The sequence below is a fragment of the Pseudomonas sp. 10-1B genome (assembly GCF_000935045.1).
Taxonomy (GTDB): Bacteria; Pseudomonadota; Gammaproteobacteria; order Pseudomonadales; family Pseudomonadaceae; genus Aquipseudomonas.
This window is the reverse complement of sequence record NZ_JYKS01000006.1, coordinates 27,696-48,423: the sequence shown is the minus strand read 5'-3', so window position 1 is coordinate 48,423 and position 20,728 is coordinate 27,696. Positions and strand designations below refer to the sequence as shown.

The following is a 20,728-nucleotide window of genomic DNA, read 5'->3' as shown; positions in this document are numbered from 1 at the left end:
GCATCGAGTTGGGGAAGTCCGAGTCCCAGCCGCCGGTGCCGAAGCCAACCTGGCCGAACACTTCACGGTGCTGGAAGCTCAGTTTGGCGAACGAGCGCGAGGTGGCGACGAAATCGTAGAAGGTGCGGTCGTCCCACAGTGGTACCAGCTTGTTCCACAGTTCTTTTAGCCGGGGTACGTCACGGTCGCGGATGGCCTGCTGGATGTCGGCGAACTGGGCACCGCTTTCCAGCGCGTCGGCCCAGGCGTCAGCCACTTCGTGGAACAGCTGGGGCAGGTCGGTGGGCTTTTCGGCGTAGTAGGTCTGGCCTTCCAGGTCGATCACCGTGCTACCCGAGGCCGGGGTCAGCGGGTTGGGGAAGGGTTTGGTCTCCAGGCCCAGCTTGTCCACATAGTGGTAGAAGGCAGTGGACGATACCGGGAAACGCATGCCACCCAGTTCGGCGATGACCCCGTCGGTGCCGTTGAAGGGCTGCGAGCGCAGCCGGCCACCCAGCTTGGAGGCCTCGTACACCACTGGCTTGAGGCCCAGCTTCATCAACTCGTAGGCGGCCACCAGGCCGGCGATACCGGCACCCACGATCGCCACTTCCTCACCATGGTGTTCAGCCGGGATGCTGCCCAGGCCTGCGGGGTGTTCCAGCCAGTCGTCGAAGGCGAAGGGGAAGTCCGGGCCGAAGATGGTGATGGGCTTTTTGCCGTCGGCGGGGTGGCGGTTTTTCTTGTTCATGAAGTGACCTTGCCAGAGAGGCTGCGCGGGGGAGCGGAGCCTGAGTATAGGAGATGCCTGGGGGGCATTTTAGGGAATGGCAGGTTCGTTATTAAGGTTCAGAGTGTTGTCTTAATGTCGATTTTTTCGTCGAAATGAGAAAATAACAAGATATTTTGACGATCTGGAGGCAGTGATTGTCAAGACAAACGCCGGGTACTGTGGGAGCGGGCGAGCCCGCGAAGAAGTCGGCGCGGTATATGGCACGGGCTGCGCCCGTGTTCGCGGGCACGCCCGCTCCCACAGGGGGCCGTGAAGTGCATGAGAGCAGGTGTGTTCAGACTGTTCCTACACCCATGGTTTGAAATAAAGAATTACCCTACGCCCGCTATAGCCGCGGTCTGGCTGCGTGGAAAACTCCCCGGCGTTACCTTCACTGGGTCGCCATTGTTAGGGCGACTGGGTGTGAGAACCCAGCTTCCAACTTCGCACCAAGGCTATGTCATGGCAGCCGTGCGCGGGCAGGCTTTGGCCTGGCCGGATTTCCAAGTTGGCCGGTTTCTCACCCCGTGCATGGCTGCCACCTATTTCCCGTGAGAAGGAGTTGGTAGGCGGTTTCCTCAAATCAATTTGGAAATTGCATCATGAAGAAAACTGATTCCGACCAACCCGAAAAACTGAAACCCACCGCCGAAAAGCTCTTCTGCAACTGCGAATCCAGCCACCCGCCGCTATTCGCCATACGCCCCGGCATCGACGCCGCAGACGCCCTGGTCCACGCCTGCCTGCTGGCTCGTGGTCTCAATCAGATCGCCACCGACTACGCCCAACATCACGCCCCCGAACGCAGCCGTGACATCGTCTGGTCAATGCAGCATTCCGCCGAAAGCCTGTCGGCAATCCTGGAGGGCCTGCTCGACGGCCAGGAAGCCTGACCGCCAGCCAGCTCAGAGCGGCTGCCCGCGGTCCACCTTGCTGCTGAGAATGATCGACGTGGTGGTTTTCTCCACGCCGTCGACACTACCGATCTGGTCGAGCAACTGGTCCAGTTGCTCGGGCGAATCGGTGCGCAGCCAGGCCACATAGTCGAACTCGCCGCTCACCGCGCAAAGCTGCTGCACCTGGCCCATGGCACTCAGGCGCCGCACCACCTCTTTGCCGCAGCGCGGCTGCACCTTGATCCCTACATACGCCTGCAGCCCGCCGCCGATCACGCTCTGGCCCAGGCGCACGCCATAGCCGGAGATGACCTTGTTCTTCTCCAGCCGCTCCAGGCGCGAATTGACAGTGGTGCGGGCGATGCCCAGCTGGCGGGCGAGGGTGGCGACGCTTTCACGGGCGTTGATTTGCAACAGGGCGATCAGCTGGCGATCGATTTCATCCAGCGTGATGGAGCGGGAGTCCGACATGGCGAGTCTCTACGGTTGGCCCGCTAGCCTAGCCAGCCAGTGCCAATCAGGGCAAGGGCAGTCACAGATGGCCCTGCGACGCGATCCCCTGTAGGAGCGGCCTTGCGTCGCGAAAGGGCTGCAAAGCAGCCCCAGCATTATCAGCATCGCCGCTGAAATCCCGGGGCCGCTTTGCGGCCCTTTCGCGACACAAGGCCGCTCCTACAACGACCGCGCTGGCCCGATGGCTTTACCTTCGGCATGATGAACCGCTAGTCCAACGAGTACCCTCGCGTGAACCTCGACCACCTGCTCGAATGCTGGCGACTGGAAGTCTCCAACAAGAAAAGGTCCGGACGCCGCATCAGCCTGTTGTTCAACGTGCTGCGCCGCGCACGCAAGGACAACAAGCTGCGTTTTCTCTTCGCCTTCCGCCTGGCCCAGTACTTCGACGCCCGCGGCGGCCTGGCCCGGCGTTACGCCCGACGCATGCAGCAGCGGCTCAATCTCAAGTATGCCGTGGACATCGACATCGGCGCACAGATCGCTCCCGGTCTGCGCATCGCGCACCTGCCAGGGGTGGTGATTACCCGGCATGTGCGCATCGGACGCAATTTCTTCGTTCGCCAGAACTGCTCTATCGGCATCAAGACCCTGGGGTTGGAGGAATACGCGCTGCGCATTGGCGACAATGTGAGCATGGGCGCTAACAGCTGCATCGTCGCTGACCGTATTGACATTGGCGATGACGTGGTGATTGGCGCGATGTCGCTGGTTACGCGGGATATTCCGGCTGGTATGACGTTTTACAACCAGCGGCAGATCGAGATGCGGCCGAGGGGGCAGCAGGGGATCACAAAATCTAACGATTAAGCCCTGCTGTATTTGGAGCTTGCTGCCGACAACCTGCGCGCACGGGCGGTGGAGCAGGCTGGGGAGTGTTCACATGAGCTTGTTTGGAACTGGATGGCCAAGCATGGGCTGACCTTGGACCGCGCAGCTCAGGAGTTGGGGCTGAGCAGGCGCATGTTGGCCTATTACCGTAGTCGCGAAAAACCCGTGCCGAAGACGGTCGCGCTAGCCATGAGACCATGAATGCTGCGCGGGTAGCCGAATGCCATCATTTATCGGACAATAATCGGATCCAGTCCCTACACCTGGCAGGCCCATGGGGATTGGGCATATTGGATAAATAATGGAGCGTTACTCGGTATGCCTAAAAGCAAGGATCTTAGCCAGCTGAAAATTGACGGTGTTTTCTGTATAAGCCTCAAGGAACGCACAGATCGCCGTGAGCTGCTGGAAAAGGAATTTGAAGGTAGTGGTTTGCATATTGAGTTTCTGGTAGTTGAACGCGATAGCGGGAACTCAGAGCGCGGGTGCTTCGACTCCCACGTCAAATGTGCGACGCTAGCGATGGAGCGTAACTATCAACGCGTTCTCATCCTCGAGGACGATGCAACACTGATGGAGTTCGAACCGGTCCAAGTGCAACAGATCAATTCGTTCATGAATCGTTGCGACCCTGAACAGCTCTATCTAGGGGCGAATCTCGGAAAGGTCTGGCTCACCTGGAGCAAAGGGATCGCAAGGGTTCGAGCCAAGGGGACTCACGCTTACATCCTTACTCGCAAGGGGTGCCAGCATTTGCTGCGCCACGCCCCCTACTCTGGTGTGGCGATTGATAAAGTGTACTCAAAGCACTTCAAATCCTATATGTCCTTCCCAATGCTGAGCCAGCAGCAACCTGAAGAAGTAGTCGCAAGTGATGTACTTGCCGCCCGGTCGACTGACGGCACATTTCCCGATGCAAAATTCTGGAAGGAAAACTGGCGCAAACAATACACCCAGGCATTTAAGAATATTGGGAAAACAGTGCTGTATCGCGATATGTGATTAGCGCATTGCCATACGCTATAGAGATAAAGATGGTGAGCAGGAGGAGAAGGGAAATATCACACAAGGACAGGAACCAGCCCCTTCAGGACACGGCTGAGAGTTTCGCCAGACAACTGTCTATGCAAACCCTATCATTCGTCAGCTCACTGCTAGTCCTGCTGGTTTGGGTGCCGCTCATGTTTTCCGATTGGCTTTGGTCCGATGTGTTGACGCACAAGAAATAATGTGAAAAGCCCTGGATTTTCCAGGGCCTTTTTATTGAGTGCCTTCATCTTCGTGGCTATCGATAAGGTTGAATTACCTGCAACGCTGAATGCTCCCGCGTTGTTTGGCGGCAGGCGAGACCCTGGCGCACCATGAAACCCCGCACACCGTTGCCGGTGGCGGGGTCTGGGAGGCCAAGGAGACTTGGGCTACAGGTCCAGTGACTGCACCGGGATACCCAGTGCCGTGGCAATCTTCTCGCGTGTAGCCTTGCGCGGGCGCTCGGCAGCCTCCTGCTGGGCATAGGCGGACTGGGAGATTCCCAGGCGTTCAGCCACCTCCGCCTGAGTCAGATCCAGGTGCCTACGCCAGGCAGCTATTGCGGTCATTCCCTCTTTCACCATGTACCCTACGACCTCGTTAGGCACCAGGTCGTCTTGGGGGCGACTGGCAATATAGTCGGCGTAAGGCACCACAACAAAGGCGGGGCGGCCATCCGCCCCGTTGATGATCTGTACGTTAGTAGGTCTGTTCATCGCGTTTCTTGACCTCCTCGATGTTGACGATCTTCACGCCGCCATCCCAATCGAACAGGATGCGGTAGTTCCCTACGCGAAGCCTGTAGCCGTACTGGTGATTGATTAACGTCTTGATGTTCTGAACGTTCGGCATGTGAGCCAGTGCTTGGGCTGCATCGTAGATCTTGGGCTGATCAGCCTTATTGACCTTCCTGAGCTGCTTCACCGCTTTGCGTGACCAGTTGATCGTGTTCATGTTCGACCCGTTTCAATAAGCAAATTATAAGCATTGTATAAGCATTTGCAAGCCGAAATAGGGGCGACAAAAAGGGCGCCGATTGGCACCCTCGTCTTATGCGGTGATGGATTCGAGCTGCATCCCCAAAGCCTTGGCGGTGGTGAATGTTCCCAAGTTGCTGGGCGTAGGGCTGGTTCCGTGGACGTGACCAGCCAGTGGACTTTGTGAACCGTCCATTTGCTAGCCATCAGAAAGACAGAAGCCGCGTAATACGCGGCTTCAAGGTTGGTGGGCCCACACGGACTCGAACCGTGGACCAAAGGATTATGAGTCCTCTGCTCTAACCGACTGAGCTATAGGCCCTCAGTAAGTGGCCCGGATTATAACGAGGGTTTCGCACCTGTGCCATCCGAAAGATCGGATAGTGCTATGCGAAGAAACGTTGCCGCGAATTCTTCCGGCGGCAGGGGCAGGCTGACGATGTAGCCTTGGATCTGTTCACAGCCTTCGGCCGCCAGGAAGCGTTGCTGGGCCTGGTTTTCCACGCCTTCGGCAATGATGGTCAGTTGCATGCTGCGGCCCAGGGCGATGATCGCGCGGGCGATGGCGGCGTCGTGAGGGTCGTCGGGCAGGCCGCGGATGAACGACTTGTCGATCTTGAGAATGTCCAGCGGCAGGCGCTTGAGGTAGCTCAGCGATGAATAGCCGGTGCCGAAGTCGTCGATAGCCAGTTGCACGCCCAGTTTTTTCAGTTGGTACAGCACGGCCAGGGCCTCTTCGGCCTGGCTCATGATGAAGTTTTCGGTGATTTCCAGCTGCAGGTCGCCAGCCTTGAGTTGGTAGTGCTTGAGCAACTGTTCGATGCGCCGGGCCAGGTGTGGGTGGCGTAGCTGGGCGCCTGCGAGGTTGATCGACAGTGGGCCGAAGGGTTCGTAGTGCAACTTCCAGAGCTGCATCTGCCGGCAGGCTTGTTCCAGTACCCAGTCACCGAGCTGGAGGATGGTGCCGTTCTCTTCCGCCAGGTGGATGAAGTGCTCCGGTGGCACTTCACCAAAGGTTGGGTGGCTCCAGCGTACCAGCGCTTCGGCGCCGACCAGGCTCTGGGTCTTGAGGCTTAGCTTGGGCTGGAAGCACAAGCTCATCTCGTTGCGTTCAATGGCGCGGCGCAGTTCGTGTTCCAGGGCGATGCGCTCGCTGGCCTGGGCGGTAAGGTCGCGGGTGTAGGCTTCGACGCGGTTGCGGCCCTTGGCCTTGGAGCGGTACATGGCTGCGTCGGCGTTGCGGATCAGTGTGGAAACGTCGGTGCCGTCCTGTGGATAAAGGCTGATACCGATACTGGCGCTGGTGAAGAACTCGTGCTCGCCGGCCTGGAACGGCGCGTTGAAACAGGCCAGCAGCTTGTTGGCGATGGTGCTGGCGTCAGTGGGCTTGTGCAGGCCGGGCAGCAGGATGATGAACTCGTCGCCACCCAGGCGGGCCACGGTGTCGACGTCACGTACCTGCTCCTTCAGGCGCTGGGCGATGCCTTTGAGCAGCAGGTCGCCGACTGGGTGGCCGAGGCTGTCGTTGATGTGCTTGAAGCGGTCGAGGTCGAGGAACAGCACCGCGCCCTGGCGGTTCGACAGCTGTGTACAGGTGAGCACAGCTTGCAGGCGGCTCTCGAACAGGGTGCGGTTGGGCAGGCCGGTGAGCGGGTCGTGGTGGGCCTGGTAGTCGAGCTTGGCCTGGGCGTGCTTGAGGCTGGAAATGTCGGCGAACACGGCGACGAAGTGGGTGACCTCGCGCTCGCTGTTGCGCACGGCACTGATGGTCAGCCAGCTGGGGTACAGCTCGCCGTCCTTGCGTTTGTTGTAGATCTCGCCCTGCCAGTGGCCTTCATCGGTCAGCTGGTGCCACATGGCCGCATAGAACGCGCTGTCGTGCTGGCCGGAAGCGAACAGGCGTGGGGTCTGGCCGAGGGCTTCGAGCTCGCTGTAGCCGGTGATTTCGCTGAAGGCGCGGTTGACGGCAGTGATGCGCTGGTCGATGTCGGTGATCAGCACGCCCTCGGCGGTGTTCTCGAACACGGTGGCGGCCAGTTGCAGTTTTTCCTGCATCAGATGGCGCTCGGTGATATCGCGGGCGATGGTCAGCATGCAGTCGATGCCGGCAATCGGCAAGGGCCGTGCGGAGAGCTCGCAGAGGCGTATCTGCCCATCGCTGCGGCGGATGTGGCAGGTGAAATCGCGCACGAAACCGTCGCGGTTGAGCTGGTCGACCAGGCGCTTGCGTTCGTTGAGGTCGACCCAGATGCCCAGGTCCAGCGAGGTCTGGTCGATGGTCGGGTTGAGGTCGTAGCCGGTGAGGCGGCAAAAGCCTTCGTTCACTTCAAGCAGCAAACCGTCGCTCTGGCGCGACAGCAGCAGGCCGTCGGGCGAGGCGTGGAAGGCTTTGGCAAACTTTTCTTCCGAGGTTTGCAGCTGCTGCTGGGTTTCCTTGAGCTGGCTGATGTCGCGTACCGCCACCACCAGAGCGGGGGTGCCGTCGAGCTCGAAGGTTTCAGCCGAGGTCAAGCCGGTGAACAGCTGGCCGTTGCTGCGGCGGAAGCTCATTTCCAGGTTGCGGATGCCGCCCTGGTGCAGGCGTTCGAGTAGCTGTGGGCCGCAGCCTTCGACGCCCCACAGGCCCAGGTCGGTGGCGGTACGGCCGATCACCTGGCCCGGGGCCAGGCCGATCTGCTCTTCGAAGGCTTCGTTCACCTCCAGCAGGCAGCCGTCGCTGTGCCGGGCGATCAGCAGGATATCGGGGCACTGCTGGAACACCGAGGCGAACTTTTGCTCCGACAGGCGCAGGGCGTCTTCGGTGCGCTTGGTTTCGCTGATGTCGATCATCAGCCCACGCATCACCGGTTGGTGGCCATGCTCGATCATGCTGACGATATTGCGTACCCACAGTGGCTGACCATCGGCCCGGATCACTCGGTAGTCCAGGCTGTGGTCACGCCCAGCCGCGGTCTCGCTGTCGCAGTAGGCCTGGGCCCAGAGTGCATCCTCCGGATGCAGGATGCTGCGCCAGAAACCGGGCTTGAGCCATTCGCTCAGTGAGTAGCCGAGCAGGTCTTCGGCATGCGGTGAGACGTAGCTGTAGGTGAAGTCATTGGCGTCGGCCTCCCAGGCAATGGCTGACAGGCTCTCGACCAAGCCACGGTAGTGGTATTCACTGCTGCGCAGCTCCTGTTCAAGGGCTATGCGCCGGGAAATTTCCGAGCTGAGCCGGCGGTTGATGCGGATGACCACGGCCAGTACTGCCATCAGCAACAGCACGGCTGGCAGGCCATAGACCAGCATGTCGGACCAGAACATCCGTTGGTCGACCACATTGCCCACCCAGCGCTGCTGGATCTGGCTGACCTCGCTGCTGCTCATGTCGGCTATCACTTTGTCGAGGATACCGACCAGCACCTTCTTGTCACGCGGCGTGGCCATGGCCAGTTGATAGCGGTAGGGCGTTTCACCACTGACATACAGGCCATCGAGCTTGAGCTGGCGCAGGCTCCAGATGCTCGAAGCCAGGTCGCCGACCACTGCGTCCACTTCGTCGGTAGCCAAGGCCTGTAGTGTGGAGCTGACATTGGGCAGTGCCACCAGATTGAGGTCTGGGTGCTGGGTGCGCAGCAGCTCGTGCGGGGCGTAGTTTTCGACCACGGCGATCTTCAGGCCGTACAGGTCGTTGAGGTTGCGCGGCTGCGCCCCGCCTTTGTGGGCGAGAATGACGATGGGAAAGTCGAGGTACGGGCGGGTGAAGGCCAGATAGCCCTGGCGCTCGGGGGTGGACATGATGCCGGGCAGCAGGTCGATGCGGCTTTCGCGTGCCTGCGCCAGTACCTCGGTCCAGTTGCTGGGTTCGACCGGTTGGAGCGTCACGCCCAGGCGTTGCTGGATCGTGGCGATGTAATCGGCGGCCAATCCCTGGTATCGGCCCTCCTGGTCGCGGAACTCGAACGGTGGCCAAGAGGCATCTATGCCCAGGTTCAACTGCGGGTGGGCAGCCAACCAGGCTTTCTCCTCGTCTGTCAGGGTCAGGGCGCCGGCCGTTGTGTTCCACAAAACCAGGAGCAGCAACAGAATGGCCGGCATCAGGGGCATAGCGGCCTCGCATTCAGGGGGTCTGAATCGAGTGTAGACGGGCATTGCTGCAGGTGTGCGGTGGAGGACGAGGTCTTTTGTCAGATACAACAGGGCCTTGGAGGTGTGTGGCTGTTATATCTGACCAGAGGCCTGTGCTGTACTTGTGGGAGCGGGCGTGCCCGCGAAACCGGCGCCGCGGAGGATGGCACCGGCTGTGCCGGTGTTCGCGGGCAAGCCCGCTCCTACAAGGGGCGCAATTGTTTCAACTGGCGGAAATGAAAAACCCCGGCCTGGGCCGGGGTTTTGTCATCACTCGTCGAGGAAGGAGCGCAGGTGCTCGCTGCGAGTCGGGTGGCGCAGTTTGCGCAACGCCTTCGCTTCGATCTGACGGATCCGCTCACGGGTCACGTCAAACTGCTTGCCCACCTCTTCGAGGGTATGGTCGGTGTTCATGTCGATACCGAAACGCATGCGCAGCACCTTGGCTTCGCGTGCGGTCAGGCCCGAGAGCACGTCACGGGTGGCTTCCTTGAGGCTTTCGACCGTGGCCACGTCGATCGGGGACTGCATGGTCGAGTCCTCGATGAAGTCGCCCAGGTGCGAATCTTCGTCGTCACCGATCGGGGTTTCCATGGAGATCGGCTCTTTGGCGATCTTCAGTACCTTGCGGATCTTGTCCTCAGGCATTTCCATGCGCTCGCCCAGCTCTTCCGGGGTCGGTTCGCGACCCATTTCCTGCAGCATCTGCCGGGAAATACGGTTGAGCTTGTTGATCGTCTCGATCATGTGCACCGGAATACGGATGGTGCGTGCCTGGTCGGCGATCGAACGGGTGATCGCCTGGCGGATCCACCAGGTGGCATAGGTCGAGAACTTATAGCCGCGACGGTATTCGAACTTGTCCACCGCTTTCATCAAACCGATGTTGCCTTCCTGGATCAGGTCGAGGAATTGCAGGCCACGGTTGGTGTACTTCTTGGCGATGGAGATCACCAGACGCAGGTTCGCCTCGACCATTTCTTTCTTGGCGCGGCGGGCCTTGGCTTCACCGATCGACATGCGACGGTTGATTTCCTTGATCTCGGCAACGGTCAGGCCGGTTTCGCTCTCAAGGTCGATCAGCTTCTGCTGGCAAGCGACAATGGCAGCGTCCTTTTCACCCAGGGCGGCAGCCCACTTGGTGTTGCGCTTGGCCAGGTCACCGCTCCAGGTCTGGTCGGTTTCGTTGCTCGGGAACATGCGCAGGAAGTCGGCGCGAGGCATGCGAGCGTCACGTACGCACAGCTGCATGATGGCGCGTTCTTGCTGGCGCAGACGGCTCAGGGCATCACGAACACGCTCGACCAGCACTTCGAACTGCTTGGGTACCAGCTTGATCGGCATGAACAGGTCGGCCAGGGCCTGAAGGGCCTCGATGCTTTCCTTGTGGCCACGGCCGTTCTTCTTCAGGACCTTGTTGGTCGCCTGAAGCTGGTCGGAGACCGCACCGAAACGCTGGCGGGCAACTTCCGGGTCCGGGCCGCTCTCGGTCTCTTCCTCGTCGTCACCGCTTTCGGACTCTTCTTCTTCGTCGTCGGACTCTTCCTTCGCGGCAGCGGCCTTGGAGCCGGGGATCGGCACTTCCTCGGTCGGCGCGGCGATGTTGTCGTCAGGGTCGATATAACCGCTGAGGACGTCGGACAGACGGCCACCTTCGCTGGTGACGCGGTCGTATTCGCCGAGAATGTAGTCGACAGTGCCCGGGAAGTGGGCGATGGCGCCCATGACTTCACGGATGCCTTCCTCGATACGCTTGGCGATTTCGATTTCGCCTTCGCGGGTCAGCAGCTCGACGGTACCCATTTCGCGCATGTACATGCGCACCGGGTCGGTCGTGCGGCCGATATCGGTTTCAACTGCCGCCAACGCAGCAGCGGCTTCTTCGGCCGCGGCTTCGTCGGTGTCGGCTTCCGCCAACAGAAGGGCATCCGCATCCGGAGCACTCTCGAATACGTTGATCCCCATGTCGTTGATCATGCGGATGATGTCTTCCACCTGTTCCGGATCTGAAATATCCTCAGGCAGGTGGTCGTTGACCTCCGCGTAAGTCAGGTAGCCCTGCTCACGACCGCGGGTGATCAACTCTTTGATACGAGACTGCTGTTGCGCTTTTCCGGACATAACACCCTATCCACTGAAGGTCTTGGCGGGCAAAAAACAAGCCGAGGATTATACCCGAGCATGGGCCTCACGCGCCAGATGAGGTCGGCGTTTGTGCGGGAACATTCCGGCTCAGCAGGGCGAGGAGCTGAGTTTTTTCCTCGCTGGTCAATTCGCTTTGACGTGATTTCCTGAGCAGTTGTTCCAGGCTGCGCTCGCGTTGGCGGGCGGACAAGCTAGTTATAGTGTCGAAAAACTGTTGTTCAAGGTTGTCGGCCACGATCAGCCATTCCTTTTCTGCCAGTGCCCGTAGCAGGCGGCCTTGTTCGGTGCCATGCCAACGTGCGATCAGCTGCATTGAGCTTAGCCCAGGATTTTTCTGCGCGGCTTCGATCAGTGCCACCAGCAGTTGGCTATACAGGTGGTCTTCGTCGGCGAAGTGGCTGGCATCTTCTACCTTGCCGGCCAGCAGCGGGTGGTGCAGCAAGGTGCGCAGGGCGGCCAGGGTGGGCGGCTCGACCGGCGCCGGCACGCGCGGTGGCGCTTCGTCACGCTGCTGCCAAGGCTTGCCGCCCTTGCGGTTCTTGTCCCAGGGCTTGTCGCTCCACTGTTTCTTGCCACCCCCCTTGTTCGGCTTCCACTCCTGTTCCTGATGAACGGGGGCATAGTCGTGCTGCGGCATGTCGCCGTAGTCGGGGGTGTAGCTGGCCATGGCATCGTAGTCGTAGCCAGGGTCGTAGTCCGGCACGTTACTGGCCGCTGGAGCTTGTTGCGCCAGCTGCTCGACCTGCTGTGGGTCCAGGCCGGTGATTTCTCTCAGGCGGTTGCGCATCAACTGGCGCAGGTTGGCCCCGGGGATCTTTTCGATCAGCGGTGCGGCCAGGGTCGCCATGTGCGCCTTGCCTTCCAGTGAGCGTGGGTCGGCTTCAACGCCCAGTTGCTCGAAGAAGTAGTCGGCCAGCGGCTGGGCGTGCTGGTTGATGCGGGCCCTGAAGGCGTCGGTGCCCTCGGCGCGTACCAGGCTGTCCGGGTCTTCGCCCTCGGGCAGGAACAGGAAGCGCGCGCGGCGGCCATCCTGCAGGTTCGACAAGGTCGACTCCAGGGCGCGCCAGGCGGCCTTGCGCCCGGCCTGGTCGCCGTCGAAGCAGAACAGCACGCTGGGTACCACGCGGAACAGGCGCTTGAGGTGCTCTTCGCTGGTGGCGGTGCCGAGGGTGGCTACGGCATTGCGCAGGCCCTGCTGGGCGAGGGCGATGACGTCCATGTAGCCCTCGACGACGATGATCTCGTCGAGGTTGCGGTTGTGCTTGCGTGCCTCATACAGCCCGTACAGTTCCTGGCCTTTGTGGAACACCGGGGTTTCCGGTGAGTTCAGGTACTTGGGCTTGTCGTCGCCGAGCACCCGGCCACCGAAGGCGATGATGCGCCCGCGGCTGTCGCGGATCGGGAACATCACGCGGTCGCGGAAGCGGTCGTAGCGCTTGCCGCTTTCAGCGTTCTCGATCAGCAGGCCAGCATCGATCATCACTTTCTGCTGCAGGGTGTCGGCACCCAGGTGCTTGAGCAGGTTGTCCCAGCCCGGCGGGGCGAAGCCCAGGCCGAAGTCGCGGGCGATCTCCCCGGACAGGCCGCGACCCTTGAGGTAATCCACCGCCGCCTTGCGGGTCGGGTGGCTGCGCAAGGCCTGGCGGTAGAACTCCGAGGCGGCGTCCAGCAGCGGGTATAGCGGCGAGTCGGTCGGCTGGCGTGGCTTGTGGTCACGGCGGCCTTGCTCGCGGGGCACTTCCATGCCGGCGGCGCGGGCCAGTTCCTCGACGGCCTGGGGGAAGTCCAGGTTGTCGTGGTCCATGACGAAGCCCAGGGCGTTGCCGCCGGCGCCGCAGCCGAAGCAGTAGTAGAACTGCTTGTCGGGGCTGACCGTGAAGGAAGGGGTCTTTTCCTTGTGGAACGGGCAGCAGGCGGAGTAGTTCTTGCCGGTTTTTTTCAGCTGGACGCGCGAACTCACCACGTCGACGATGTCGAGGCGGTTGATCAGGTCGTCAATGAAACTCTGGGGAATCAGCCCGGCCATGGCAGTCTCGTCATCTGGCAACTGGCAAGTCTAATCGCTCACGCGCCGAATGGGGCGGGTGCCGCTTGGGGAAGTGCGAGGGAATGTGTGCTCGTCGCCAGCCCCTGGGGGCCCGTCAGTCGGACGTGCACGTCTGGTCTTACAACAAGGAGGACCAGCTCTGACGTTTCAGGCAGGTTGCCCATTGCAGTCCGCATGAAGCTTGTGCAGGGCCTTGAGCTAGCTGCTCAAGTTTGAAACAACCACTGCCATCGGCCCGGCGGTGAGCCGGGCAGGGCAGAAGCTTTGCGTAGAACGCCTGTATTAGTACAGACGAACGGCGCGGCGCTGTTCGCGCTGAACTTTCTTGGCGTGACGCTTAACAGCAGCAGCTGCTTTACGCTTACGCTCGGCGGTCGGCTTCTCGTAAAACTCGCGGCTACGAACTTCAGCCAGTACACCGGCTTTTTCGCAGGAGCGCTTGAAACGACGCAGAGCTACGTCGAAGGGTTCGTTCTCTTTAACTTTGACGGCTGGCATCCAGGGCTACCTTAATTCATTACCGGGGTAGACGTGCTCCTGGCAAAACAAAGGTGTGCTGGAGAACGTCGGTTTTCAAGGGTTGCGGATGTTAACCCTTAGTAAGCCGGAATGCAAAGCCTCTGATCGAAAACCGCTGGTCGGCATCCGGTACGGGGACTATCATGCGCGGCTTCGAATTCAGCCCCCACAAGGGACGAGCCCATGCTAGTACTGGGATTGGAAACATCCTGCGACGAAACTGGAGTCGCATTATATGACAGCGAGCGCGGTTTGTTGGCCGATGCGCTGTTCAGCCAGATCGACCTGCACCGCGTGTTCGGCGGCGTGGTGCCCGAGCTTGCCTCGCGTGACCACGTCAAGCGCATGCTGCCGCTGATCCGCCAGGTGCTGGACGAAGCCGGCTGCGTGGCCACCGAGATCGATGCCATCGCCTACACCGCGGGCCCTGGCCTGGTTGGAGCATTGCTGGTGGGGGCCTCCTGCGCCCAGGCCCTGGCCTTTGCCTGGGACATCCCGGCGATCGGCGTGCATCATATGGAAGGCCACCTGCTGGCCCCCATGCTGGAAGAAAATCCACCCGAGTTTCCGTTCGTCGCCTTGTTGGTTTCGGGCGGCCATACCCAGCTGGTGCGCGTCGATGGTATTGGCCAGTACGAGCTGCTGGGCGAGAGCCTGGATGACGCCGCCGGTGAAGCGTTCGACAAGACCGCCAAGCTGATCGGCCTGAACTACCCTGGCGGCCCGGAAATCGCCCGCCTGGCCGAGCGCGGGGTGCCTGGCCGCTTCGTATTCCCGCGGCCGATGACCGACCGCCCGGGTTTGGAGTTCAGCTTCAGCGGCCTGAAAACCTTCGCCCTCAACACCTGGCAGCAGTGCCGCGACGCCGGCGACGACAGTGAGCAAACCCGTTGCGACCTGTCCCTGGCATTCCAGCAGGCGGTGGTGGAGACTTTGACCATCAAGTGCAAGCGGGCGCTGAAGCAGACCGGCCTCAAACGCCTGGTCATTGCCGGTGGCGTCAGTGCCAACAAGGCCCTGCGCGCGTCTCTCGGGGACATGCTGGGCAGCATCAAGGGCAACGTGTACTACGCGCGTCCGCAGTTCTGCACCGACAACGGCGCGATGATCGCCTATGCTGGCTGCCAGCGCCTGTTGGCCGGGCAGCAGCAGGACCTGGCAATCAGTGTGCAGGCACGCTGGCCAATGGAGCAGTTGCCGCCGCTGTAAGGTTTGTACGTGAAGGTCAGAAGTGCCGTTCGCGCCCGGCGAACAGGTCGCGCAGGTTGCTGCGGTGGCGCCACACGATCATTACCGTGAGCACGGTGATCGGCAGCAGCGCCTCCGGCTCGCGCCAGGCCAGCAATGGCAAGGTCAGCGGCGTGGCGATCAGGGCTGCCAGCGAGCTGGTACGGGTAAGGTAGAAGGTCAGCAGCCAGGCACCGATGGCCAGCAGCGCCGCCGGCAAGTACAGGGCCATGAGCATGCCGGCGGCTGTCGCCACGCCCTTGCCGCCCTGGAAGCGGAAGTACAGCGGGAACAGGTGACCCAGCACCGCGCACAGGCCAACCCAGGCCTGCGCGTTCAGGTCCAGCCCGGCGAGGCGGGCGAGCAATACTGGCAACAAGCCCTTGCACAGGTCGCCAAGCAGGGTCAGGATCGCCAGTTTACGGCCTGCCAGGCGTAGCATGTTGGTGGCGCCGGCATTGCCTGAGCCGCTGGAACGCGGGTCTGGGCTGCCCGTAAGGCGGCTGAGGACAATGGCGAAGGACAGCGAGCCGAGCAGGTAGGCGAGCAACGCCAGTAACCAAAACATGCTAACTATTCCGGGCGAGGACGCCCTGATTCTAACGGCGCCAGTCGCCCTTGTCGTGCTGTGGAGAGAAGTGCTTGGACAGAGTGTTCATCGAAGGCCTGGAAGTCGATACCGTCATCGGTGCCTATGACTGGGAGCGGGATATTCGCCAGTGCTTGCGCCTGGACCTGAGCTTTGCCTGGGACAACCGCCCGGCTGCGGCCGGTGACGACCTGAGCCTGGCGCTGGACTACGCCAGTGTGTCTGCGCGCATCCAGGCGTTTGCCGAGCAGGCGCGCTTCGAGCTGGTGGAAACCTTTGCCGAGCGGCTGGTGGCGGTGCTGATGGAAGAGTTCCATATTCCGTGGGTGCGGTTGAAGCTGACCAAGCCGGGGGCGGTGCCAGCGGCCCGTGGTGGTGTTGGCGTGGAGATCGAGCGCGGATGTCTCTGAGCACGGTTTACCTGGGCCTTGGCAGCAACATCGAGCGCGAGGCGCACCTGTGCGCCGGGCTCGATGCATTGGCGGGCATCCTGACCGACATGCGCTGCTCGCCGGCTTTCGAAAGCCAGGCTGTCGGGATCAAGAGCGGGCCGTTCATCAATTTCGTGGTGACCGGGCAGACTGCGTTGCCGCTGATCGAGCTGGACCGCCGGCTGAAGTTCATCGAGGCTGACAACGGGCGTTATGCGCCGGACCGCAAAGGGCTGCCGCTGGATATCGACGTGCTGATGTATGACGATTTGCACGGCACCTTCGATGGGCTGGTGCTGCCTCGTGCCGAGATCCTGAAGAATGCCTTTGTGCTGTGGCCGCTATCGCTGCTGGCCCCTGAGCTGGTGCATCCGGGGGTGGGCAAGAGCATGGCGCAGTTGTGGCAAGAGGCGCAGATCGACCAGGTACTGGCCCCGGTCGCCTTTGAATGGCGTGGGTTGCAGCTGACCCCGGCCTGACCGGCTCTCGCGTTCATTGTGGGAGCGGGCGTGCCCGCGAACACCGGCGAAGCCGGTGCCATGCACCGCGTTGGATTCTTCGCGGGCAAGCCAGCTCCCACAGGTACTGCACAGGGCTTGAGGCCTATGCGGTCGAGGTGGGAGCGGCTTCAGCCGCGAAGAGGCCGGTATGTTCAACCGAGCTTGTAAGCCTGAAGCGCTTTTAGCCGCTCACCTTTGAGCGCTTCGCCCAGTGCCTGGCCTGCCAGCCCGGCCTGCACCAGCGGCTTCACATCCACCGCTCGCGCTACCGCCGCTGCACCACGCAGATACTCGGCCTGTGGATAACCCGACTTGCCAGCGCCCAGCGCCACCATCTCGCACGCGGCAATGAAATCCTCGAACCGCTGCGGCCGGCGGTACACATCGAACCGCTGCAACAGCTCCAGCAGTGCCGTGGCCGGCAGCTCCCGCGCCTGATTGCCCCGCGTCAGGCACTCACCCGTCAGCAGTGCCAGTTCCTGGCATTCCCGTGGCGCCTTGAGGCGCTGGTTGACGGCTTTGATCGAGGCCGGGGCCAGCTCGTGCAACAGGCAGGCCCAGCGTACATGCAGGGGCTGCTGGTGCAACGCAGCCTGCTCCAGCGCTGGCAAGGCCTGGGGGCTGTCAGCAAGCTCGGGTAGCAGCGCTTGCAGGGCATCGCATGCGCGTAGCACCTGGAAGAACACCTGCGGTTGCGCTTCCATCAGCGCTCGCTCGATTTCCTTCCAACTGCGCTCGGCGGTCAGTGCCTGCAGCTCGCCCGAGGCACTGATCTGGCGCATCAATTCCAGGGTCTCGTCAGCGACCCGGAAACCCAGCGGTGCATAACGGGCAGCAAAGCGGGCAACGCGCAGCACGCGCAAGGGGTCTTCGGCGAATGCCGGTGAAACGTGGCGCAACAGGCGCTGATCGAGATCGTCCTTGCCATGGTAGGGGTCGTGGACCTTGCCCGCTTCATCCTCGGCCATCGCATTGATGGTGAGGTCGCGACGGATCAGGTCTTCTTCCAGGGTTACGTCCGGGCTGGCGTGAAAGGTGAAACCACCATAGCCACGCCCGCTCTTGCGCTCGGTGCGCGCCAGGGCGTACTCCTCGCCGGTTTTCGGGTGCAGGAACACCGGAAAATCGGCACCGACCGGCCGATAACCCTTGGCGTGCATTTCCTCGACCGTGGCGCCGACCACCAGCCAGTCGATATCGCTGACGGGGCGGCCGAGCAGGCGATCGCGCACGGCGCCGCCGACTTTGTAGATGTGCATGTGCAGCTCTCCATAACTGCCGACAGGATACCCTGTCGGCAGTTATGGCGCCCTAGAGGTGGTGGATGACTGCCAGGTCCATGCGGCCGTAGTCGGCGCTTTCGCCGTGCTCGCCGTGTGGGGGCATGTGGTGGGTTTTCATCACCTGCTCGCCCTGTACGGTCTCCAGGTGGATATCGAAGCCCCACAGGCGGTGCAGGTGCTTGAGCACTTCATCGGTCGAGTCGCCCAGCGGTTTGCGATTGTGTTGCTGGTGACGCAGGGTCAGCGAGCGGTCGCCGCGGCGGTCGACGCTCCAGATCTGCACGTTCGGTTCGCGGTTGCCCAGGTTGTACTGTGCCGCCAGTTGCTCGCGGATGACCCGGTAGCCGGCTTCGTCATGGATGGCAGGCACCAGCAGGTCGTCGCGCTGGTCGTCATCGAGGATGCTGAACAGCTTGAGGTCGCGCATCACTTTGGGTGACAGGTACTGCAGGATGAAGCTCTCGTCCTTGAAGCTGCTCATGGCAAATTTGATGGTAGAAAGCCAGTCGCTGCCGGCAATGTCGGGGAACCAGCGGCGATCTTCCTCGGTCGGGTTTTCGCACATGCGGCGGATGTCGGTGTACATCGCAAAGCCCAGTGCGTAGGGGTTGATGCCATTGTAGTAAGGGCTGTCGAAGCCGGGCTGGAACACCACGCTGGTGTGCGATTGCAAAAACTCCATCATGAAGCCTTCGGTGATCAGCCCCTCGTCGTACAGGTCGTTCATCAGCGTGTAGTGCCAGAACGTTGCCCAGCCTTCGTTCATCACCTGGGTCTGGCGCTGCGGGTAGAAGTATTGGGCGATCTTGCGCACGATGCGTACCACTTCGCGCTGCCAGGGCTCGAGCAGTGGGGCGTTCTTCTCGATGAAATACAGGATGTTTTCCTGCGGTTCGGCGGGGAAGCGCGCATCATCGCGTTCGCTACCCTTCTCGGCGCTTTTCGGAATGGTGCGCCACAGGTCGTTGATTTGCCGTTGCAGGTGTTCTTCGCGTTCCTTCTGCCGCCGCCGCTCCTCTTCGGCGGAAATGGGGTAGGGGCGCTTGTAGCGGTCCACGCCATAGTTCATCAGGGCATGGCAGGAGTCGATAAGGTCTTCCACGGCATCGATGCCATGGCGCTCTTCGCACTGGGCAATGTACTGCTTGGCGAACACCAGGTAATCGATGATCGAACTGGCGTCGGTCCAGGTGCGGAACAGGTAGTTGCCTTTGAAGAAGCTGTTATGGCCGTAGCAGGCGTGGGCGATCACCAGTGCCTGCATGCACATGGTGTTTTCTTCCATCAGGTAGGCGATGCACGGGTCGGAGTTGATCACGATCTCGTAGGCCAGGCCCATCTGGCCGCGGCTGTAGGATTTTTCCGTGCTGAGGAACTGCTTGCCGTAGGACCAGTGGTGGTAGCCCAGCGGCATGCCGACGGAAGCGTAGGCGTCCATCATCTGCTCGGCGGTGATCACCTCGATCTGGTTGGGGTAGGTGTCCAGGGCGTAACGCTCAGCCAGGCGGCTGATTTCCCGGTCGTAGGTCTGGATCAGTTCGAACGTCCACTCTGATCCGGTGGAAATGGGTTGGCGTCTCTGTGCTCTGGCGGTCATGTGGCTAACCTGCGCTGGAAGAGTTCACGGAAGACCGGGTAGATATCGCCGGCCGAGACCAACTGCTGCTGGGCGAACGTGTCAGGGAAACCTTCGCCGATGCGCTCGTATTCGTACCACAGCGCCTGGTGTTCACGGGGGGTGATCTCGACGTAAGTGTAGTACTGCACATGCGGCATGATCTGCTTGGAGAGAATTTCGCGGCAGATTGGCGAGTCGTCGTTCCAGTTGTCGCCATCGGAGGCCTGGGCGGCGTAGATATTCCAGTCGCTGGCCGGGTAGCGTTCGGCCATGATCTCCTGCATCAGCTTGAGCGCGCTGGAGACGATGGTGCCGCCGGTTTCCCGCGAGTAGAAGAATTCTTCCTCGTCGACTTCACGGGCGCTGGTGTGGTGACGGATGAACACCACTTCGATGCGGTCGTAGTTACGCTTGAGGAACAGGTACAGCAGGATGAAAAAGCGCTTGGCGATGTCCTTGGTGGCCTGGGTCATCGAGCCGGACACGTCCATCAGGCAGAACATCACCGCCTTGGAGCTGGGGTTGGGTTGCTTGACCAGCAGGTTGTACTTGAGGTCGAAGGTGTCGAGGAAGGGCAGGCGGTTGATACGTGCCTTCAGGCGTTCGATTTCCTGCTCGACTTCCTGGATATCGGTGAAGTTGTCTGGCTCCTCGACCCGCAGGCGGGCGAGTTCCTTTTGCGCTTCGCGCAGCAGTGCGCGGCTGCTGCCGGTCAGGGCGATACGCCGGGCATGGGCCGAACGCAGGGTGCGCACGATATTGATGCGCGACGGGTTGCCTTCGTTGGCGATACCGGCACGTACGGTCTTGAAAGTATCGGCCCCGGTCAGGTGACGTTTGACCAGGTTGGGCAGTTCGAGGTCCTCGAACATGAACTCGAGGAATTCTTCCTGGGTGATCTGGAAGACGAAGTCGTCCATGCCCTCACCGGAGTTGCCGGCCTTGCCACGGCCGCCACCCCCGCCGCCGCCTTGCGGCCTGGCGATATGTTCGCCGGCGGTGAATTCCTTGTTGCCTGGGTGCACGATGGTCTGCTTGCCCCCGCGACCATGGTGCAGCACTGGTTCGTCGATGTCGCGCCCCGGAATGCTGATCTGCTCGCCATGTTCCATGTCCATGATGGAACGCCGGCTCACCGCCTCTTCGACGGCCTTCTTGATGTGTTCACGGTACCGCCGCAGGAAGCGCTGGCGGTTGACCGTGCTCTTGTTCTTGCCGTTCAGGCGTCGGTCTATAACGTAGCTCATGGTCCCTCCGGTGACTGGATG

At 61.4% G+C, this 20,728-nt stretch carries 18 protein-coding genes and 1 tRNA gene; 6 read left to right on the top strand and 13 right to left on the bottom strand.

All coding sequences use genetic code 11. From position 1 onward, the window contains the following. Window positions 1-730: flavin monoamine oxidase family protein (locus TZ03_RS05245; RefSeq protein ID WP_051096219.1), on the bottom strand; the 730-nt coding region annotated here is incomplete at its 3' end. Between the two features lie 623 nt (window positions 731-1,353). On the opposite strand from TZ03_RS05245, the gene TZ03_RS05240 reads away from it, so the two are divergent. Further along, window positions 1,354-1,644 carry a hypothetical protein gene (locus TZ03_RS05240; RefSeq protein ID WP_051096217.1) on the top strand — a complete coding sequence of 97 codons (291 nt, stop codon included), beginning with the start codon at window positions 1,354-1,356 and terminating at the stop codon, window positions 1,642-1,644. A 12-nt stretch (window positions 1,645-1,656) separates the two neighbouring features. On the opposite strand, the gene TZ03_RS05235 is transcribed toward TZ03_RS05240, so the two are convergent. Then, window positions 1,657-2,118 carry an Lrp/AsnC family transcriptional regulator gene (locus TZ03_RS05235; RefSeq protein WP_051096215.1) on the bottom strand — a complete coding sequence of 154 codons (462 nt, stop codon included), beginning with the start codon at window positions 2,116-2,118 and terminating at the stop codon, window positions 1,657-1,659. Between the two features lie 273 nt (window positions 2,119-2,391). On the opposite strand from TZ03_RS05235, the gene TZ03_RS05230 reads away from it, so the two are divergent. Together TZ03_RS05230 and TZ03_RS05220 are read left to right on the top strand one after the other, a co-directional pair. Next, the gene (locus TZ03_RS05230) at window positions 2,392-2,970 is read left to right on the top strand and encodes a serine acetyltransferase (protein WP_051096213.1); all 579 of its coding nucleotides are present in this window, start codon (window positions 2,392-2,394) and stop codon (window positions 2,968-2,970) included. A 339-nt stretch (window positions 2,971-3,309) separates the two neighbouring features. Further along, the gene (locus TZ03_RS05220) at window positions 3,310-3,993 is read left to right on the top strand and encodes a glycosyltransferase family 25 protein (protein WP_051096209.1); all 684 of its coding nucleotides are present in this window, start codon (window positions 3,310-3,312) and stop codon (window positions 3,991-3,993) included. Window positions 3,994-4,409: 416 nt separating this feature from the next. Here TZ03_RS05220 and TZ03_RS05210 read toward each other — a convergent pair whose 3' ends face one another. The 7 genes from TZ03_RS05210 to rpsU form a co-directional block, all read right to left on the bottom strand. Then, on the bottom strand, window positions 4,410-4,736 hold the full coding sequence (locus TZ03_RS05210) for a helix-turn-helix domain-containing protein (protein ID WP_051096206.1): 327 nt from the start codon (window positions 4,734-4,736) through the stop codon (window positions 4,410-4,412). Further along, window positions 4,720-4,974 (bottom strand): type II toxin-antitoxin system RelE family toxin, encoded by a 255-nt coding sequence (locus TZ03_RS05205; protein WP_051096204.1) that lies wholly within the window; start codon window positions 4,972-4,974, stop codon window positions 4,720-4,722. The genes TZ03_RS05210 and TZ03_RS05205 overlap by 17 nt, the downstream gene beginning before the upstream one ends. 268 nt (window positions 4,975-5,242) lie before the next feature. Beyond that, a tRNA-Ile gene (locus TZ03_RS05200) sits at window positions 5,243-5,319 on the bottom strand. A gap of 17 nt (window positions 5,320-5,336) precedes the next feature. Further along, window positions 5,337-9,080: a bifunctional diguanylate cyclase/phosphodiesterase gene (locus TZ03_RS05195; protein ID WP_051096202.1), complete on the bottom strand. Its 3,744-nt coding sequence runs from the start codon at window positions 9,078-9,080 to the stop codon at window positions 5,337-5,339. A 291-nt stretch (window positions 9,081-9,371) separates the two neighbouring features. Further along, window positions 9,372-11,222, bottom strand: coding sequence for an RNA polymerase sigma factor RpoD (gene rpoD, locus TZ03_RS05190; RefSeq protein WP_051096199.1), 1,851 nt, complete (start codon window positions 11,220-11,222; stop codon window positions 9,372-9,374). Window positions 11,223-11,289: 67 nt separating this feature from the next. Then, window positions 11,290-13,272 carry a DNA primase gene (gene dnaG, locus TZ03_RS05185; RefSeq protein WP_051096196.1) on the bottom strand — a complete coding sequence of 661 codons (1,983 nt, stop codon included), beginning with the start codon at window positions 13,270-13,272 and terminating at the stop codon, window positions 11,290-11,292. Window positions 13,273-13,575: 303 nt separating this feature from the next. Next, window positions 13,576-13,791 carry a 30S ribosomal protein S21 gene (gene rpsU, locus TZ03_RS05180; RefSeq protein ID WP_003255575.1) on the bottom strand — a complete coding sequence of 72 codons (216 nt, stop codon included), beginning with the start codon at window positions 13,789-13,791 and terminating at the stop codon, window positions 13,576-13,578. Window positions 13,792-13,995: 204 nt separating this feature from the next. Here rpsU and tsaD point away from each other — a divergent pair, with 204 nt between their 5' ends. After that, entirely contained in the window at window positions 13,996-15,021 is a 1,026-nt protein-coding gene (gene tsaD / locus TZ03_RS05175; protein WP_051096194.1) for a tRNA (adenosine(37)-N6)-threonylcarbamoyltransferase complex transferase subunit TsaD, read from the top strand. A 16-nt stretch (window positions 15,022-15,037) separates the two neighbouring features. Here the strand turns inward: tsaD and plsY are convergent, their stop codons facing one another. Then, the gene (gene plsY / locus TZ03_RS05170; protein WP_051096192.1) at window positions 15,038-15,607 is read right to left on the bottom strand and encodes a glycerol-3-phosphate 1-O-acyltransferase PlsY; all 570 of its coding nucleotides are present in this window, start codon (window positions 15,605-15,607) and stop codon (window positions 15,038-15,040) included. Window positions 15,608-15,681: 74 nt separating this feature from the next. Between plsY and folB the strand changes: the two genes are divergently transcribed. Together folB and folK are read left to right on the top strand one after the other, a co-directional pair. Next, window positions 15,682-16,038 carry a dihydroneopterin aldolase gene (gene folB, locus TZ03_RS05165; RefSeq protein ID WP_051096189.1) on the top strand — a complete coding sequence of 119 codons (357 nt, stop codon included), beginning with the start codon at window positions 15,682-15,684 and terminating at the stop codon, window positions 16,036-16,038. Then, window positions 16,029-16,538: a 2-amino-4-hydroxy-6-hydroxymethyldihydropteridine diphosphokinase gene (gene folK / locus TZ03_RS05160; RefSeq protein ID WP_051096187.1), complete on the top strand. Its 510-nt coding sequence runs from the start codon at window positions 16,029-16,031 to the stop codon at window positions 16,536-16,538. Before folB ends, folK begins: the two co-directional genes overlap by 10 nt. 173 nt (window positions 16,539-16,711) lie before the next feature. Here folK and TZ03_RS05155 read toward each other — a convergent pair whose 3' ends face one another. From TZ03_RS05155 to TZ03_RS05145, 3 genes are read right to left on the bottom strand one after another with little or no spacing between them, the layout of a single operon-like run. After that, window positions 16,712-17,818 carry a multifunctional CCA addition/repair protein gene (locus TZ03_RS05155; RefSeq protein WP_051096185.1) on the bottom strand — a complete coding sequence of 369 codons (1,107 nt, stop codon included), beginning with the start codon at window positions 17,816-17,818 and terminating at the stop codon, window positions 16,712-16,714. 52 nt (window positions 17,819-17,870) lie between these two features. Further along, complete coding sequence (locus tag TZ03_RS05150; protein ID WP_051096183.1) at window positions 17,871-19,439, bottom strand: SpoVR family protein; 1,569 nt, start codon at window positions 19,437-19,439, stop codon at window positions 17,871-17,873. Beyond that, entirely contained in the window at window positions 19,436-20,707 is a 1,272-nt protein-coding gene (locus TZ03_RS05145) for a YeaH/YhbH family protein (protein WP_051096178.1), read from the bottom strand. Before TZ03_RS05145 ends, TZ03_RS05150 begins: the two co-directional genes overlap by 4 nt. Window positions 20,708-20,728 lie beyond the last annotated feature (21 nt).

What these genes read in the sequence shown, in the direction of transcription:
- TZ03_RS05240 (WP_051096217.1), top strand. Translation starts at nt 1,354, where the DNA reads ATGAAGAAAACTGATTCCGACCAACCCGAAAAACTGAAACCCACCGCC.
- TZ03_RS05220 (WP_051096209.1), top strand. Translation starts at nt 3,310, where the DNA reads ATGCCTAAAAGCAAGGATCTTAGCCAGCTGAAAATTGACGGTGTTTTC.
- tsaD (WP_051096194.1), top strand. Translation starts at nt 13,996, where the DNA reads ATGCTAGTACTGGGATTGGAAACATCCTGCGACGAAACTGGAGTCGCA.
- folK (WP_051096187.1), top strand. Translation starts at nt 16,029, where the DNA reads ATGTCTCTGAGCACGGTTTACCTGGGCCTTGGCAGCAACATCGAGCGC.
- TZ03_RS05195 (WP_051096202.1), bottom strand. Translation starts at nt 9,080, where the DNA reads ATGCCCCTGATGCCGGCCATTCTGTTGCTGCTCCTGGTTTTGTGGAAC.
- TZ03_RS05145 (WP_051096178.1), bottom strand. Translation starts at nt 20,707, where the DNA reads ATGAGCTACGTTATAGACCGACGCCTGAACGGCAAGAACAAGAGCACG.
- dnaG (WP_051096196.1), bottom strand. Translation starts at nt 13,272, where the DNA reads ATGGCCGGGCTGATTCCCCAGAGTTTCATTGACGACCTGATCAACCGC.
- TZ03_RS05150 (WP_051096183.1), bottom strand. Translation starts at nt 19,439, where the DNA reads ATGACCGCCAGAGCACAGAGACGCCAACCCATTTCCACCGGATCAGAG.
- rpoD (WP_051096199.1), bottom strand. Translation starts at nt 11,222, where the DNA reads ATGTCCGGAAAAGCGCAACAGCAGTCTCGTATCAAAGAGTTGATCACC.
- TZ03_RS05210 (WP_051096206.1), bottom strand. Translation starts at nt 4,736, where the DNA reads ATGAACAGACCTACTAACGTACAGATCATCAACGGGGCGGATGGCCGC.
- plsY (WP_051096192.1), bottom strand. Translation starts at nt 15,607, where the DNA reads ATGTTTTGGTTACTGGCGTTGCTCGCCTACCTGCTCGGCTCGCTGTCC.
- TZ03_RS05235 (WP_051096215.1), bottom strand. Translation starts at nt 2,118, where the DNA reads ATGTCGGACTCCCGCTCCATCACGCTGGATGAAATCGATCGCCAGCTG.
- TZ03_RS05155 (WP_051096185.1), bottom strand. Translation starts at nt 17,818, where the DNA reads ATGCACATCTACAAAGTCGGCGGCGCCGTGCGCGATCGCCTGCTCGGC.
- rpsU (WP_003255575.1), bottom strand. Translation starts at nt 13,791, where the DNA reads ATGCCAGCCGTCAAAGTTAAAGAGAACGAACCCTTCGACGTAGCTCTG.
- TZ03_RS05205 (WP_051096204.1), bottom strand. Translation starts at nt 4,974, where the DNA reads ATGAACACGATCAACTGGTCACGCAAAGCGGTGAAGCAGCTCAGGAAG.